The 15866-nt window shown below is 59.5% G+C and carries 13 protein-coding genes; 7 read left to right on the top strand and 6 right to left on the bottom strand.

Translation table 11 applies throughout. The annotated features are described in order from the left end of the window. Nucleotides 1–44 precede the first annotated feature (44 nt). Nucleotides 45–818, top strand: coding sequence for a precorrin-4 C(11)-methyltransferase (gene cobM, locus QP977_RS08310; RefSeq protein ID WP_016422807.1), 774 nt, complete (start codon nucleotides 45–47; stop codon nucleotides 816–818). Next, on the top strand, nucleotides 806–1546 hold the full coding sequence (locus tag QP977_RS08305; RefSeq protein WP_048734066.1) for a cobalt-precorrin-6A reductase: 741 nt from the start codon (nucleotides 806–808) through the stop codon (nucleotides 1544–1546). The genes cobM and QP977_RS08305 overlap by 13 nt, the downstream gene beginning before the upstream one ends. Before the next feature lie 24 nt (nucleotides 1547–1570). Here the strand turns inward: QP977_RS08305 and QP977_RS08300 are convergent, their stop codons facing one another. From QP977_RS08300 to cobG, 5 genes are all read right to left on the bottom strand, one after another. Then, nucleotides 1571–1846 (bottom strand): hypothetical protein, encoded by a 276-nt coding sequence (locus tag QP977_RS08300; RefSeq protein ID WP_284847255.1) that lies wholly within the window; start codon nucleotides 1844–1846, stop codon nucleotides 1571–1573. 10 nt (nucleotides 1847–1856) lie between these two features. Beyond that, nucleotides 1857–2453 carry a hypothetical protein gene (locus QP977_RS08295; protein WP_284847254.1) on the bottom strand — a complete coding sequence of 199 codons (597 nt, stop codon included), beginning with the start codon at nucleotides 2451–2453 and terminating at the stop codon, nucleotides 1857–1859. Nucleotides 2454–2753: 300 nt separating this feature from the next. Next, the gene (cobJ, locus tag QP977_RS08290; protein WP_070827726.1) at nucleotides 2754–4364 is read right to left on the bottom strand and encodes a precorrin-3B C(17)-methyltransferase; all 1611 of its coding nucleotides are present in this window, start codon (nucleotides 4362–4364) and stop codon (nucleotides 2754–2756) included. Between the two features lie 3 nt (nucleotides 4365–4367). After that, nucleotides 4368–5018 (bottom strand): precorrin-8X methylmutase, encoded by a 651-nt coding sequence (locus tag QP977_RS08285; RefSeq protein ID WP_048734062.1) that lies wholly within the window; start codon nucleotides 5016–5018, stop codon nucleotides 4368–4370. Nucleotides 5019–5029: 11 nt separating this feature from the next. Next, the gene (gene cobG / locus QP977_RS08280; RefSeq protein WP_065419943.1) at nucleotides 5030–6205 is read right to left on the bottom strand and encodes a precorrin-3B synthase; all 1176 of its coding nucleotides are present in this window, start codon (nucleotides 6203–6205) and stop codon (nucleotides 5030–5032) included. 251 nt (nucleotides 6206–6456) lie between these two features. Here cobG and QP977_RS08275 point away from each other — a divergent pair, with 251 nt between their 5' ends. The 5 genes from QP977_RS08275 to QP977_RS08255 all read left to right on the top strand — a co-directional run bounded on the left by QP977_RS08275 (nucleotide 6457) and on the right by QP977_RS08255 (nucleotide 15092). Then, nucleotides 6457–8019, top strand: coding sequence for a lipase family protein (locus QP977_RS08275; protein ID WP_049170527.1), 1563 nt, complete (start codon nucleotides 6457–6459; stop codon nucleotides 8017–8019). Between the two features lie 173 nt (nucleotides 8020–8192). Continuing rightward, complete coding sequence (gene cobN, locus QP977_RS08270; RefSeq protein ID WP_187406557.1) at nucleotides 8193–11843, top strand: cobaltochelatase subunit CobN; 3651 nt, start codon at nucleotides 8193–8195, stop codon at nucleotides 11841–11843. A 76-nt stretch (nucleotides 11844–11919) separates the two neighbouring features. Then, nucleotides 11920–12540: an FxsA family protein gene (locus QP977_RS08265; protein WP_284847253.1), complete on the top strand. Its 621-nt coding sequence runs from the start codon at nucleotides 11920–11922 to the stop codon at nucleotides 12538–12540. A 38-nt stretch (nucleotides 12541–12578) separates the two neighbouring features. After that, the gene (lnt, locus tag QP977_RS08260) at nucleotides 12579–14267 is read left to right on the top strand and encodes an apolipoprotein N-acyltransferase (protein ID WP_070546148.1); all 1689 of its coding nucleotides are present in this window, start codon (nucleotides 12579–12581) and stop codon (nucleotides 14265–14267) included. 12 nt (nucleotides 14268–14279) lie between these two features. Next, complete coding sequence (locus tag QP977_RS08255; RefSeq protein WP_016422816.1) at nucleotides 14280–15092, top strand: polyprenol monophosphomannose synthase; 813 nt, start codon at nucleotides 14280–14282, stop codon at nucleotides 15090–15092. A 303-nt stretch (nucleotides 15093–15395) separates the two neighbouring features. On the opposite strand, the gene QP977_RS08250 is transcribed toward QP977_RS08255, so the two are convergent. Beyond that, entirely contained in the window at nucleotides 15396–15785 is a 390-nt protein-coding gene (locus QP977_RS08250) for an RNA polymerase-binding protein RbpA (protein ID WP_005511311.1), read from the bottom strand. Nucleotides 15786–15866: the final 81 nt, after the last annotated feature.

The following is a 15866-nucleotide window of genomic DNA, read 5'->3' as shown; positions in this document are numbered from 1 at the left end:
GTAATTTCTCTGTCTAGAAAATATTGAGGACTCTGTAACTCACAATGACTGTGTATTTCATCGGTGCAGGCCCGGGGGCAGCGGATTTGCTGACGCTGCGCGCGGACCGGCTTATTCGTTCCTGCCCAGTGTGCCTTTACGCGGGATCGATTGTCCCGCCTGAGGTGCTGGAACACTGCCCCGAAGGCGCAGAGATCATCAACACCGCGCGAATGCCGCTGGATACCATCATCGAAACCATTCAGGCAGCGCATGCGGCGGGCAAGGATGTCGCACGCCTGCAGTCCGGCGACCCGTCGGTGTGGTCGGCGCTGGCAGAACAGGTCCGTCGTCTCAGCGAGCTCGGCATTGACTACGAAATCGTTCCGGGTGTGCCGGCATTTTCCGCGGCGGCGGCCGCTCTGGGCCACGAGCTCACGGTGCCAACTGTTGGCCAGTCGGTGGTGCTGACTCGTATCTCCGGGCGCGCTTCCAAGATGCCGGAGGGCGAGACCCTGGAGAACTTCGGCCGCACGGGCGCAACTCTGTGCATTCACTTGGCCGCCCACGACATCGATCGTGTGGTCGAGGAGCTCACCCCGCATTATGGTGAGCACGGTCCGGTGGCAGTCGTGGCTTTCGCATCCCGTCCGGAACAGGTTATTCTCCGCGGCACGCTGTCTGATATCGCGCAGCAGGTCAAGGATGCAGGTGTGACTCGTACGGCTGTCATCATTGTCGGCAAGGTGCTCACCGCCGAGGCGTTCCCGGATAGCTACCTCTACAGCGATGATCGTCCACGCGATGAACACGGACGGACCATTCCATGCGTGCACTAATTCTGGGTGGAACTGCTGAAGCCCGCGCCCTGGCCAAGCGCTTAGTGGGCGAGGGCTGGTTTGTCACCTCTTCACTGGCCGGTCGCGTTTCTAACCCGAAGCTGCCCGTCGGCAATGTCCGCATTGGCGGTTTTGGCGGTCCCGCAGGACTGACTCGGTGGCTCATCTCCGATGCCACTGAAGTCATCATCGATGCCACGCATCCGTATGCAGAACAGATCAGCGAATCTGCTGCTGAAGCTGCCCGCGCCACCGGTATTCCGCTTGTTGCGCTGCATCGCCCTGCGTGGGAGAAGCAGCCAGGCGACAACTGGGTTGAGGTGTCCTCTATGCAGGAGGCCGCGGACGTTGTTGCCGACCGTTTCTACAGCCCGTTTCTCACTATTGGCCGTCAGCAGCTTGCTCCATTTGCCGGTGACTCCAACGGCCGTTACCTCATTCGCTGTGTGGAACAGCCCGCGCCGCCGCTGCCGAAGAATCGGAAGATTATTCTCAGCCGTGGGCCTTACGATGTCGCAGCGGAGCGCAAGCTCATGCGGGATTACGCCGTGGACTGCGTGGTGACCAAAAACTCCGGTGGTGCTGCTACCTACGCAAAGATTGAGGCAGCCCGCGACCTAAAGAAGCCGGTCGTTATCGTGCAGCGCCCGCAGCTGCCCGGCGCGGATATCGCCACCGTCGCCACAACGGTGGATGAGGCGTACAACGCCGTCATCCGCCGGGCATAGCGGCTAATTCTGGTGTGAACTAACTTACCGCACAGGCTGCCACTCTGTTTGCTCAGTGGGGACCTGCTCGATTCCACCAGAAGGACTCAATATCAGCCATGCGATAAACATAGCGATTGTCAGGATAACAGAAATTAATGTGAAAGTAATCCATCGTCGACGATATTCATCCTCGGCTTTTTTGGCCTCGAACAGACCATAAATTCCAGTTAGAAATGGAATTGGAAACGCGATATAGACCCCCGCCACAAAAAGAATGACTGCAAGAATCTGAAATCCCCAGTCAATCAATCCCGGCACTCTTTTATTATTAGCACCTTTCGCTTGCATTATATTCTCCAGATGGTCGAATAGTCGCTGAGATACAGACCGTCCTTTGACCTGCCCCAATGCCGTCAACCACAATGGACTGCTCAAAGTTCTCCGAAGTTCGCACGAACCAACCTGCCCCTACAGCATACGAAGCTGGATTCGAGGCCGAACCCCTATACGACCATGTAGGAGTACTGGTTTCCCCACCGTGATCAAGAACTTTGACATTCTTAATCTTTTTACCTGGGGTTCCGCAGATTTCAACAGTCTGCCAGTAAGTGTATAGGGTGTTACCCATAACAGCCTTTTGCTCAAACCGGGCACCATCCTTTCGGCAGTAGTCAGCCCCGCCCTGCGCAAAAAGCTTCGTTGAAAGATTCGACGGCTGTGGCAATCGTTTTACAATCAACTCACCCGGAGTTGTATAGGCTCGCAGAAGGCTTTTTTGGTGGTTATCCAACTCCGCCATCGAAAGGCGACCTTCATCAATCGCCCTATAAAGTGATTCAGCCTGAGCTGCCACGGGACGTGCAGATTCCTCAGCGCTAGCAACGGGTGAAAAGATGATACCCGCTAAAATAAAGGCAGATTCCAATAAAAGAACTTTTTTTCCCTATCACCTAAACCTCCTTTTATGTCGGTGATCGCCCCGAGCATAACACTGTAAATGAGCTATGCTCAGAAATATCATCCGATTAAATAAGCAATCTCCGCCAAGAAAGGGGTAGACAAAAGTGGTAGGCATTTGGGCCAAACGAACCATATTTGCAACTGAACACTAAATCTCGATTCAGCAATATCACTTTTCAAATTGCCGCGGCCAGCGTAAATAATCTTCCTTTCAATTCACGCTCCGGTATTTAATAGCGACAATGTGCGCTGGAAAACCCCAAAACTAACGCAGCAACCCGCCAGTTCCACTCGTGCCGCCCTCACCGTAGTGACGTGCGGTGTAGACCCGAGTGGTCTTGCCGGCACGATACGCCTTCGTCGACGACGAACCGATAATCACCATTGTTCGCATATCGACGACGTCCGGATCGAACTCCGCCAACGTGGTCACGGTGACGTTTTCCTGCTCCGAGCCGACTGCCCGCGCCACAATTACCGGCGTTGTTGGTTCGCGGTACTCCATGGCCAATGCGCGTAGCTCTCGAATCTGCCATCTCCGCGACTTGGATGCCGGGTTGTAGACAGCAAATGCCATGTCTGCTCCGGCTACGGCACGCACTCGCTTAACGACGACCTCCCAGGGCTTCAACCTGTCGGAGAGACTGAGCATCGCAAAGTCATGGCCAAGGGGAGCGCCCACTCGACTTGCGACAGCCTGAGCCGCAGTCATGCCTGGCACGACTCGAACTGGAATGTCTCGCCACATATCGTCATCAGCGACTTCCAGCACTGCGGCCGCCATAGCGAAGACCCCCGGGTCACCGGAACTGACCACCGCAACTCGACCTCCACGCTTGGCGATATCCAGCGCCATAGTGGCTCGCTCTGCCTCTACGCGGTTGTCTGAGAGGTGGCGGCGTTGCCCGGCGCGCTCAGGAACCCGGTTGATGTAGGTGGAGTAGCCCACCAGATCCGTGGCTCGGGCCAGTTCCTCGGTGACTTCTGGGGTGGTCCAGCGCTCCGCACCCGGGCCTAGGCCGACAACGACGACTTCACCAACTGCTGGGGCAGCCGACTCAGTCGCCGTATCGGTGACTGTATCGCTCGCCGCATCATTAGCTGGCTCAGGCGCCCCAGAAACACTCCGTTCAGTTCCGTAGACAGCGGAAGGCACGACGGCTACTGCGAAGTACGGAACTTTCTCCGGGTCTGCATCGGCCAGCGGGTAGCTGGTGTGCTCATTCATGGTTGCTCGCTCGACAACGTAGGCGCGCTCGAGCATGCCTGCGGACTGCAACGCTGTACGAACCTTCTCAACGTTTTTCCCCAGCTTCATAATGACTACACAGTCTGAGGCGTCAAGAACCGCAGCGATGCGCTCGGAATCAGCGGTGGCGGGAACAACGCTGACGATTTCGGTAGCCTCGCCGAGCGGCTGACCAATCTCTGCTGCCGCCGCAGTAATGCTGGCCACTCCAGGGACAATCTCAGTGGGAAAGTCCTCGCTGAGGGCGTGATGCAGATGCTGGTACGAGCTATAGAGCATCGGGTCACCGAGCGAAAGAACTGCAACACTTCGTCCCTCGGCCAAGTGCTTGTGCAGGCGAGCAGTGGCCTCTGCATAGAAACCGGCGAGCTGCTCGCGGTAGTCGACTGGGCGCCCGGTGGTCACCGGGTATTGCAATTGCTCTTCCACGGCAGCGTCGTCACGCGCGTCAATCAGTTCGGCGGCGATTGAGCGCGCCGTGGAACGTCCGTGAGTTCCTGCATGGTAGGCGATGACATCGGCTGTGCGGATGATGTCGGCACCGCGGAGTGTAATGAGACCTGCGTCGCCGGGACCGAGTCCGACGCCGTAGAGATGACCAGGCTGAGCACTGTAGGAGCCGGACATGGTTTAGATGATCTCCTTTGCGGTCGCAATGGCATTGAGGGCAGCACAGGTGATAGCCGAGCCACCGCGACGGCCGGTGACGGTGATGTACTTCAGCTCTGGGTTTTCGGCACCGGAGTCGATAGTGGCCTGCTTTGATTCCGCGGCACCGACGAAGCCCACTGGCATGGCCAAAATGGCAGCGGGCATGGGGAAGGAGCCCTCATTAATGCGGTTGAGCAGGTGGAAGAGGGCGGTGGGAGCGTTGCCGATGGCGACAACCGCGCCCTCTAGGCGTGGCTTCCACAGCTCCACGGCGGCAGCAGTGCGCGTGGTGCCGAGTTCTTGAGCCAGCTTGGGGACGCGCTCATCACGCAGCAGGCAGATGACCTCGTTGTCAGCAGGTAAGCGCTTGCGGGTAATACCCGAGGCGATCATGTTGACATCGGTGAAGATAGGAGCGCCTTCCTCGAGAGCCTGGCGAGCTGCGCGCACAGCTCCCGTGGAAAAGACGATGTCCTTGGCCAGGTCGGTCTGACCTGCTGCGTGAATCATTCTGACAGCGACGGTTTCCTCATCGGCATCGAAGCGGGAAAGATCGCTTTCTTCGCGAATGATGGCAAACGAGTTACGGTAAATATCCGCACCGTCGGTGTTGTACTCAAAGCGCTTCATAGGCTTAAAGCCTAGTCCACAGCAGTGACTTCGTATTCTCCGTCCCCGGTGGCGAGATAGTCGAAGTAACCGCCCTTGGGCTTGCCGCAGCGACGCTCACAACCGGAGAAGTGCACGCGCCCCTCGGGCAGTCGGCCATCGGCAATTGCGTGAGAAGCATCGCCGCGGGTGTCAGCCAGAGACTTTTTGCAGCCGGGGCGTCCGGTGCAGGCGCTGACGCGCAGCCAGGTGGACTTCCGATCGAAGATCAGACCATTGGGCGCCAATACCTTGACGACCTGTTCGGCAACTTCCTCTTCCAAATCATGCAGGATCAGCGAGTACCACGGAGTGATATGCACCGGCACCTGAGTGTGCGAGATCGCTCGGGCCAGACGCGCCGGGAGGACACCAAAGCGCAGGCCAGCGGCCAGGCTAACCAGGCCATCCGGCTGGTCAATCCAACCGATCTGGCGGGACAGCCCGGCGGTGGCATCGAAGCTCTCAGCCGGAGTCGGCTCCTGGCGACGAACTCGCGCGCCCAATTCCTCGACTACGGCATCAGCAACGCGCTCGGCCGCATTGGCTTCGGCGATGCGCCAGGCTGAACCACGGCTGTCATTCCACACCTTCGCTGTGGTGATGAGAGCCTCCACGACGTCGTCACGCGAGACGACAAGCCCCGAGGTCGCGCCACCAATGATGAGTTCGAACGTGTTCTCATCGTGGGCGACAACACCGAAGTCGGGGCGCTCACCGAGCACGTCACCGCGGCCATCGTCGAAAGCCATGAGTGTGCGACCTGGCAGTGTTGCCAGCGACGGCTCCGCGATGAGGGCCTTGTCGAACTCTTGAACCAGGTCGCGCACATCAGCTTTACCGCCGACGCGACCGGACAGCGGCGACTGAAGAACGTTGCGTACGCGGTCGTGGCTGGTGGAGGGAACCAGCTTCTCTTCTTCCGCGGCATCGGCGAATGCGCCGGTGTTGGTGATGCCACGGATCTGAACATTGCCGCGGGAGGTGAAGTGAATATCACCGTCGCCGAAATTCTCGGCCAAATCGGCGAGTACGGCGAAGCCCGGCGCGGGGAGAAAGCCTCCGGGGAAGCGCAGACGACCAATTGCGCCATCAGCTGCGATATGAACCTTGCGGCTGCCGGGGCAACCGTCCTGACGAGTGCGGGTTCCTTGATCAGATGCAGTCATACTCTCAAGAATACGCAAACACACACAGAGCTGAGCCCCCGAAAACAGGGGCACATTATCCAGCCCCTTTCCAGCCCAACGAAACCATCCTGAAGTGGAGTTTTCATACCCCTCCGCAAAAACATACAAATTCTTCACTGAAAATCCACCGATCTACCTTTTTAAAACCTTATTGTTTTCATAACCTAACTTCCTCTGAATTAAGGGAAGTTTTCATTGGGTTTTCAATCTGGGGTTATTCAGGAGATTTCATGCCACATCACGACGCTGAAGCACTCACGCACGAGGCACACGACACCGTCGGCACCGGCCGTGCCTCGACACAGACACGCTCTGCTTCACGACGAAACCGTCGCACAATCCGAACGGGAATCGGGGTAGCGCTAGCAGGTCTTATGACCATCGGCCTGGCTACACCTGCAAACGCACAGCCACTAAACATCCCGGGCCTATCGGATAGTGGGCTGGCGGATAAGGTGTCGTCGTCAAGCGCAAACCGCGAACTGCCTGGTTTCGGCCATGTACCGAACCCGAATATGGAGAGGCTACTCGGCATCGAGAAAGACGATGAGGAGTCTGGTAGCGAGGGCGCAGGCAGGCAGCTGACCCCGGAACAGGCTCGCGTGGCCGCAGCCTCTCCGCTGAATTCTCTGCCGCTGACCCCGTCGCGCACGGCAAATGCCGGCATGCTGGTCAGCAGTGAGGATGCCGAGATGATGGTGAACGACAAGCTGTGGAATGTGGATGCCAAGCGTATTCACTACAACTCCACGGATTCCCTCGGAAATCCCAGTGTGGACACAGCCCTTGTGGTGACGCCGAAGACGGAGTGGAAGGGCAGCGGTCCGCGTCCGGTCGTCGCAATCGCGCCGGGCACGCAGGGTGGCGCGGAAAAGTGCGACCCCTCGGTATCCTCGCAGACCGGCCTAAAGATTGAGTTCGGTCCGTTGGACATTATTGCTCCATACGAGACGATCCCGATGGTCGCGAACTTGAAGCGAGGCGCGACTGTGGTGATGATCGACCACCACCGCAATTCCCAGGGTAACCAGGACTACGTCGACAACATCGCCTCGGCACAGTCGCTGTTTGATGCCGTGTCTGCCTCACACGAGCTCGGCGTGGACAAAAATGCGCCCGTGGGAATTTATGGCTACTCCCAGGGTGGCTCCGCAGCCGCTGCAGCCGCTGAGCGTGCAGGTGTCTACGCTCCAGAGCTCAACGTCGCCGCATCTGCCGCCGGCGGCCCGCCGTCCGATCTCGCAAACGTCCTCGACCAGATTGATGGCACTACGCTGACCGCCGCGATTGCACTGGCAATCAATTCTGTCCTGGATAAGGATCCGGAGCTGCGCCGAGTCCTCAAGGAAGAAATCAGCCCCGAAGGCAAAGAACTGCTGGACAACGTGGGCAACTACTGCGCGGGTGGCTTGGGTTTCCATCACTCGTTTGAAACCACTGACCAGTACACGACTAGCGGTGAGTCACTCAGCGAGATGATTAAGCGCTACGAGCCGGTACAGAAGGAACTCGCACGCCAGCGCGTCGGCAACTTCGTCCCAAATGCGCCGGTGTACCTCTACTCGGGTGAGCATGATGACATCATCCCCATCAACCAGGTTCGCAAGCTGCGCGATTCCTGGCTGAATCTCGGCTTCACCGACCTGGAGTACGTCGAAAACACGACTTCACCGGTGCTACCGAAGACGGGCATTAACCATATCGTTCCGATGCTCGCGGAACTGACTAATGCCACCGACTTCCTCTGGTCCCACTTCCCAGATCAGCCGGCGGAGCAGTCGCTGGAACTCTAGCAATAGCCCCTGCAGTAGAGTGATGGAGAAATCCACTGCCATGCCGCTGACGAGAAGCTCGGTGAAAATCCGCACGGTCGCGCCACTGTCACAGTCAGACCTCGTCATCGGTTAGAAGGCAGACTCCCGCCGACCGGGGACGCGTTGCTCCCCAGGAAGTGAATGACTACACCGTGATTCTGCTGCTGTCGACCTCGGATACCGACCTTCTGTCCGCCCGCGCGGCCGCTCAGGCCAACCCGGAGGTGTCCTACCGTTGGGCAAACCCGGCGCGTCTGCTCGACGATGATTTGCCCACGCTTGCCGACGGCGCCGATGTCGTCATCATCCGACTTCTCGGTGGCCGCCGCGCCTGGGAATCCGGCATCGACTACTTTGTGAACTCCGGTATTCCCACCGTCCTCGTCTCCGGTGAGCAGGCACCCGATGCCGAACTCACCGAGTATTCGACAGTTCCCGCAAACGTCGCCACGCAAACGCACATTTACCTGGCGGAAGGCGGCGCAAAGAACCTCGCACAGCTGCACAATTTCCTGTCGGACACACTGCTTCTGACCGGTCTTGGCTTTGAAGAGCCCACTCGCATGCCGGCCTGGGGTTTCCTGGAGCGCGACTCCAAGGTGGCCACGGAAGATTCCCGCGGCACCGTCGGCATTATTTACTACCGCGCCCAGCACCTGGCGGGAAATACGCACTACATTGAGGCGCTTGCTGACGCGGTCGAGGCTCGCGGCTACGTCGCCAAGCCTATCTTCGCCGCGTCCCTGCGCACCGCCAGCGATGAACTGCTGGCAGAGCTAGCTTCCTGCGACGCGCTCATCACCACGGTGCTCGCCGCTGGCGGCAACCGCCCGGCACTCGCGCAGGCCGGCCAGGACGATGACGGCTGGGATGTCGCCGCACTCGCAGACCTGAACATTCCCATCATCCAGGGTTTGGCCCTGACTTCGTCCAAGGCGGCATGGGAGGACAACGACGAAGGTCTGTCGCCGCTGGACGTCGCAACACAGGTCGCCGTCCCCGAATTCGACGGCCGCATCATCTCGGTCGCGTTCTCGTTTAAGGAAATCGACTCCGACGAGCTCATTTCCTACGTCCCGGATCTCGAGCGTTGCGACCGCCTGGCCGGCATCGCCACCCGTTACGCCGCGCTCCGCCACATCAACAACGCTGACAAGCGCGTCGCCGTCATGCTCTCTGCGTACCCGACCAAGCACGCCCGCATCGGCAACGCTGTCGGTCTGGACACACCAGCATCCACGTTGAAGGTGCTGCACGCGCTTGCCGACGCCGGATACAACCTCGGCGACACCACCAAAATCCCCGGATATGCCACCGCCGAGAATGGTGCCGATGAACCAGATGCGTTCATGCACGCCATCATCGAGGCCGGCGGCCAAGACCCGGACTGGCTGACCGAAGAGGTTATGGAGGCAGCCGAACTCCGCCTGCCCGCTGCCACCTACGAGAAGTTCTTCGCTACCTTGCCGGAAGAACTTCGCTCCGACATGCAGGACAAGTGGGGTGCCGCGCCGGGCACCCTGTACGTCCACCCGGATACCCAGGACATCTACATTGCGGGCCTGACCTTCGGAAATGTCGTGGTCATGGTGCAGCCACCGCGCGGTTTCGGTGACAACCCGGTGGGTATCTACCACGACCCGGATCTGCCGCCGACGCACCATTACCTGGCCTGCTACCGCTTCCTGTCGCTGTCGCAGGCGCAGGGCGGTTTCGGCGCTGATGCCGTGGTTCACATGGGCAAGCACGGCAACCTGGAGTGGCTGCCGGGCAAGACCGTCGGCCTTTCCGCTTCCTGCGGCCCGGATGCTGCCATCGGCGAGCTGCCAATGATCTACCCCTTCTTGGTCAACGACCCGGGCGAAGGCACACAGGCCAAACGCCGTGCTCACGCCACTCTGGTCGACCACCTCATTCCGCCGATGGCCCGCGCCGAATCCTACGGCGACATCACCCGTCTGGAACAGCTTCTCGACGAGCACCAGAACATCTCCGCCATGGACCCGGCCAAGCTGCCGGCCATCCGCCAGGAGATTTGGACGCTGCTGACCGCCGCGAAGATGGACCGCGACCTCGGCTGGGACGAGCGCCCGGACGAGGAGGTCTTCGATGACATGCTCATGCATGTCGACGGCTGGCTCTGCGAGATTAAGGACGTCGCCATCCGCGGTGGCCTCCACGTGCTCAGCCAGGCACCGGAAGATGAATCCCTAATCGGCACTGTGACCACCATGTTGCGCGCCCGCCAGCTGTGGGGCGGCAAGCAGACCCTGCCGGGCCTGCGCGAAGCTCTCGGCCTGGCCGAGGACGGCACCGATGAACGCCACGCTGTGGACTCTATCGATGCACTGGCTACGGCGCTGGTAACCGCCGTGGTGAAGAATCCCGACCAACCGGTGACACAGATCGCGGCTGATGTGCTCGGCTCCGAGGAATTTGCCGATATCGCGGCACCAAACGGCCTCGACCAGGTCGTCGAGCTGCTGCAGTTCACCCGCGACGAAATTCTCCCGCGCCTGGCTGCTACCAGCGAGGAGATCCCACGCATTCTTTCTGCTCTCGATGGCGAATTCGTCCCGGCTGGCCCCTCCGGCTCACCGTTGCGTGGCCTGGTCAACGTGCTGCCGACTGCCCGCAACTTCTACTCGGTTGACCCCAAGGCGGTGCCGTCGCGCCTGGCTTGGGAAACCGGTGTTAACCTCGCCGATGGCCTGATTGAGCGCTACCGCGCCGACCACGGTGAGTACCCCAAGTCGGTTGGTCTGTCGGTGTGGGGCACTTCCGCCATGCGTACCTCGGGCGATGACATCGCCGAGGTGCTCGCGTTGATTGGTGTGCATCCGGTGTGGGATGACGCATCTCGCCGTATTGTCGGCCTTGAGCCGATTCCGCTGGAGGAGCTGGGCCGCCCGCGCATTGACGTGACCGTCCGTATTTCCGGCTTCTTCCGTGATGCGTTTCCGCATGTTATCGACCTTTTGGATGATGCGTTTCAGCTCGTCGTCAAGCTTGATGAATCCGATGAGGACAACTACGTGCGCGCCCATGCGAAGGCCGACCAGCAGGAGCGCCCGCGTCGCATCTTCGGTTCCAAGCCGGGCACCTATGGAGCTGGCCTGCTGCAGCTGATCGATTCCGGTTCCTGGCGCGATGACGCGGACCTGGCAAAGGTCTACACGACCTGGGGTGGCTACGCCTATGGCCGCGGTGTCGATGGGGAAGAGGCAGCTGACGACATGAAGACGGCCTACCGCCGTATTCAGGTTGCCGCGAAGAATGCCGATACCCGCGAGCACGATATCGCCGACTCCGATGACTACTTCCAGTTCCACGGCGGCATGATCGCCACGGTCCGCGCACTGACGGGTTCCGCTCCGGAGGCCTATGTGGGCGATTCCACCCGCCCGGACGCCGTGCGCACCCGCACCCTGCACGAGGAGACGCGACGCGTCTTCCGTGCCCGCGTGGTCAACCCACGCTGGATGCAGGCAATGCGTAACCACGGCTACAAGGGCGCCTTCGAAATGGCCGCAACCGTCGACTACCTCTTCGGTTACGACGCGACGGCGCAGGTCATGGATGACTGGATGTACGAAACGCTTACCGACGAGTACGTTGCGAACCCGGAAAACCGCGAGTTCTTTGAACAGTCGAATCCGTGGGCTCTGCACGATATTTCCGAGCGCCTGATGGAGGCCGCCGAGCGCGGTATGTGGGAAAACCCCGACCAGGAACGCATGGATCTGCTGCGCCAGACCTACCTGGATACAGAGGGCGACTTGGAGGAGCGCGCTGACCGGTAGGCGACCGCTAGTCGTCGTCTAACCGGCCGATAGCCGTAACCACTTGCTCATCTAGTGGCGGTTACACTGGGGAACTATGAGCAAGTGGTTCACAATTATTTACCTCATCGCCGAGATTGCGGCCTTTATCGCACTTGGTGAATGGATTGGCTATGGCTGGACCGTCCTGCTGGTTCTGGGTCTATTCATTCTGGGATTGGTTTTCGCCGCCATCGAGTTCAAGCGCATCTACCAGAAGTTGCTGCTGGATACTTCTCGTACTCTTACTGAGTACGGACAGAAGCATCCGGAGGAGGCAATCAAGCGCTCGGCAAAGGGCGCGGGACACTTTGTGGCTGACTCGGCAATCCTGTTGGTTGGCTCTTGGCTGATTGCCCTGCCGGGCGTCGTCTCCACGGTTGTTGGTTTCCTCATAGTGCTACCGCCGACTCGCTGGCTGATTCGTAAGAGCGGATCGGTGGCGCTGCTCAACGGACTCCGCAACTTCAGTGACCGCAGCATGATGGTGGTCTCTCAGTACGGCATGAACCCGGGTGCTCCAGGAACTGGCGCTGGTGCTGGCGGTTTTTCGGGTTTCCCTGGATTCTCTGGTGGTTTCCCGGGTGCGGATGGCAAGGCCTTCCCACAGGATAAAAACGTCCCACCGGCACCGGACAACGCCTGGGATGATGACCAGGACGACAGCGACAAGCGCTAACTCAAAAACTCGCAAACGTAGAGAGTTCTCTTATACAAGTGCACACTAACCGCCAAGCGCGCTCCAGCGAGCACGGGAACGTCGCTCAGAAAGACGCTTCGAAAGACATTCTGGAGAATCCGAATCGCTGGCAGGCGCGCTTTCGCGCGCTTACCCCACTAAAGCAGCGCCTCGTTCTCGCCTTCATTGCAATCCTCGCTGGTGGATTGCAGTTCTTAAGCTATGCGCCCATGAGCTGGTGGTGGACGGCCTGGATCGGCCTCGCCCTGCTCATTTTTGCCTTCTTCTGCGCAGCCGATTGGAAATCCAGCGTAGTGGTGGGCTTCAGCTGGGCAACAGCGACGGCTCTTTTCTCACTGCCGTGGATCGGCTCCTTCGTCGGCATTGGCCCCTACGTGGCGCTCTCAATTGTGCTGGGACTGCTCGCAATTCCGGCGGCGCTTGCGATGTGGCTGATTGCCCAATCCAGTTTCCCCCTCGCGCTGAAGCTCCCTGGCATGGCCGCTGCGCTCGTGGCAGGGGAGGCGCTGCTAGCCCGCTGGCCTTTCGGAGGCTTCCCCTGGCTCCGCGTTGCCTGGGGGCAGGTCGACGGCCCGCTGGCCCCAGCAGTGGCAATCGGCAGCACTGCATTGGTCACTTTCCTCGCTGCTTGCGTTGGTGCGGGACTGGTCGCGCTCACGCTACGTTCCTATGCAACCTCCGCTGCGCTTTTGGTGGGAGCGTTATTCGTCGGCTGGGTTCTTCCTGCGTGGACCCAACCGCTGCCTGAGCCTACGGCCGCTGACAACACCCGTGTCGCGGTTATCCAGGGCAATGTTCCGCGCCTCGGTTTAGAGTTCAATGCCCAGCGCCGCGCAGTCCTGCAAAACCACGCCGATGCCACCAATGAGCTGGCCCGACGTGTCCACCAAGGTAAGGAAGAGCAGCCGGACATCGTCATCTGGCCCGAAAACTCCTCCGATGTCAGCCCGTTTACGGATGGGGAAGCGGCACGCATTATCGAAAACGCCGCGATGAATATTGGCGCTCCCATCGTGGTCGGCACCTTTACCTACACCAATGGGGTGCAAAACACCATGGTGGTCTGGGATCCGCAGACCGGCCCCGGCGACCAGCACGAGAAAATCTATCTCCAGCCCTTCGGCGAGACCATGCCATTCCGCGAACTGCTACGTCACTTTTCCGACATGGTCGCTCACGCCGGAGACATGACTCCGGGCAACGGCGATGCCGTGGTTACAACGCCAGGCACCGATGGTTTAAAGAAGGTCAATCTAGGCGTGGCCACCTGTTACGAAGTGGTCTTCGATGGTGCCTTCCGCAACGCAGTCAAACACGGCGCAACCATGCTGGCCACGCCCACAAATAACGCCACCTTCGGTTTCACCGACATGACCTACCAACAGCTGGCCATGAGCCGCATGCGAGCCATGGAGTTCCAACGCTCCACGGCCGTCGCCGCAACCAGCGGTGTGAGCGCGATTGTGGATGCGCACGGAGACGTCGTAAAGCGGAGCAAAATCTTCGAGCAGAAGGTACTCACTGAAACTCTGCCTCAGTACGCCCACCTGACTTTTGCAGCCCGCTTCGGGACGTGGATTGAAGGTCTACTGACCGCATTCGGTATTCTTTGTGTGGTTGGTGCCGTCCTGCGTCGCCGTGGCGGAGATGCCAGGGCAGGCGCAGATGAAGTTGATGGCCGGGATACTGAGCAGAACATGCACTAAGGAGAATCACGAGTGACTGCCCTAAATGAGTCGACGCTGGTTGTCATTCCCACTTTCAACGAGCGGGAAAACCTGCCGGGCGTGATTGCACGCCTGCGCGCAGCGGAGCCTCGCGTCGACATTTTGGTTGTCGATGACTCTTCACCAGACGGCACCGGTGAGCTCGCCGATGAAATCGCTGCCGCTGACAAGTCGGACAACGGCGAAGAGCACATCTACGTCCTGCACCGCGAGGGCAAGGGCGGTCTCTGGGGTGCGTACCGCGCGGGCTTCGCTTGGGGTCTCGAGCGCGACTACGAGGTTCTCTGCGAGATGGATGCCGACGGCTCCCACGCACCAGAGCAGTTCCATCTGCTGCTGGAGAAGCTCGAGGACGGTGCCGATGTCGTCATCGGTTCCCGCTACATTCCGGGCGGCAAGACCGTCAACTGGCCAATGAGCCGTCAGGTTCTCTCCCGCGGCGGCAACCTCTACATCTCGCTGGCGCTCGGCGCGGGCATCTCGGATATCACCGCTGGCTACCGTGCTTATCGACGGGAAGTTCTCGAAACCCTTGACCTCGAGAACATTGGCAAGGCTGCGTACCTGTTCCAGACCGAGCTCGCTTTTGAGGCTGTACAGGCGGGCTTCTTGGTGGAGGAGGTTCCGATCACCTTTACTGAGCGCGAGTACGGCGAGTCCAAGATGGATGGCAGCTTTGTGAAGCAGTCTCTGCTGCAGGTCACCAAGTGGGGATTCAAGCACCGCTCGCAGCAGGTAAAAAACCTGGGGTCGGAGATTGGTCGCCTGGCTGGTCACGAGTTTAAGCAGCGATTCCGCAAGTAGGGCTAGGGCAGCCCCAAAGATTGCGGCCTACCTGTGTGGAGACGGGCTGCCTGTATGACTGCGGGCTGCCTGTATGAATGGGGGCTGCAAATGTGAAACTGTCTAAGTTTATGACAGTTTCAGGCCATTTTTCAGGCCATTTTTGTCATAAACGCAGTCAGTAACTCGGATCGGCCCGCCGCAGCCAGGCACCAACAAAAAACGGGCCCGAATAAGGAGCAAAACCTTATCCGGACCCATTTTGCAGCATGTAATTCACAGCTGCAGCGCCCTAAAGCTCACTAGCGCAAGCCAGCTCAAACCTTAAGCGTTCTTCTCTGCTTCTTCGGCTTCCTTCTGAGCCTTCAGCAGGCGAGCGGCGTTACGACGACGCTTGCGCAGCAAGTCAACACGCTCATCCAGCAGCACGTCGAGCTCCTCGATGGAGCGGCGCTCACGGAGCATGTCCCAGTGAGTCCTCGGCGGCTTCACCGGCTTGGCTTCAGTGCCTTCGCCTTCAACCAGCTCACCAATTTGGCCATTCTTGCACAGCCATTCACCTGGAATTTCCGCGTCATCCGCGAATGGGACCTCGAAGATCTCACCGGATTCAGTGCGGTAGCGGACCATCATTCGCGGCGCGAGGTCATGATCGCGATCGGTCTCATACGAAACGGCGCCCATGCGACTGCCACGAAGAACTCGATCTGCCATGTGGAACGTGCCCCCTTTGGTAGAAATACTAGACCACACATTATAACGCCTTAGTCAGCATTCATGCCAAAATTGACTTCT

This window comes from Corynebacterium sp. MSK012, assembly GCF_030232435.1.
In the GTDB taxonomy this organism is placed as follows: Bacteria; Actinomycetota; Actinomycetes; order Mycobacteriales; family Mycobacteriaceae; genus Corynebacterium; species Corynebacterium jeikeium_D.
The sequence above is the reverse complement of the archived record's forward strand: the minus strand, read 5'-3'. Positions and strand labels throughout refer to the sequence as shown.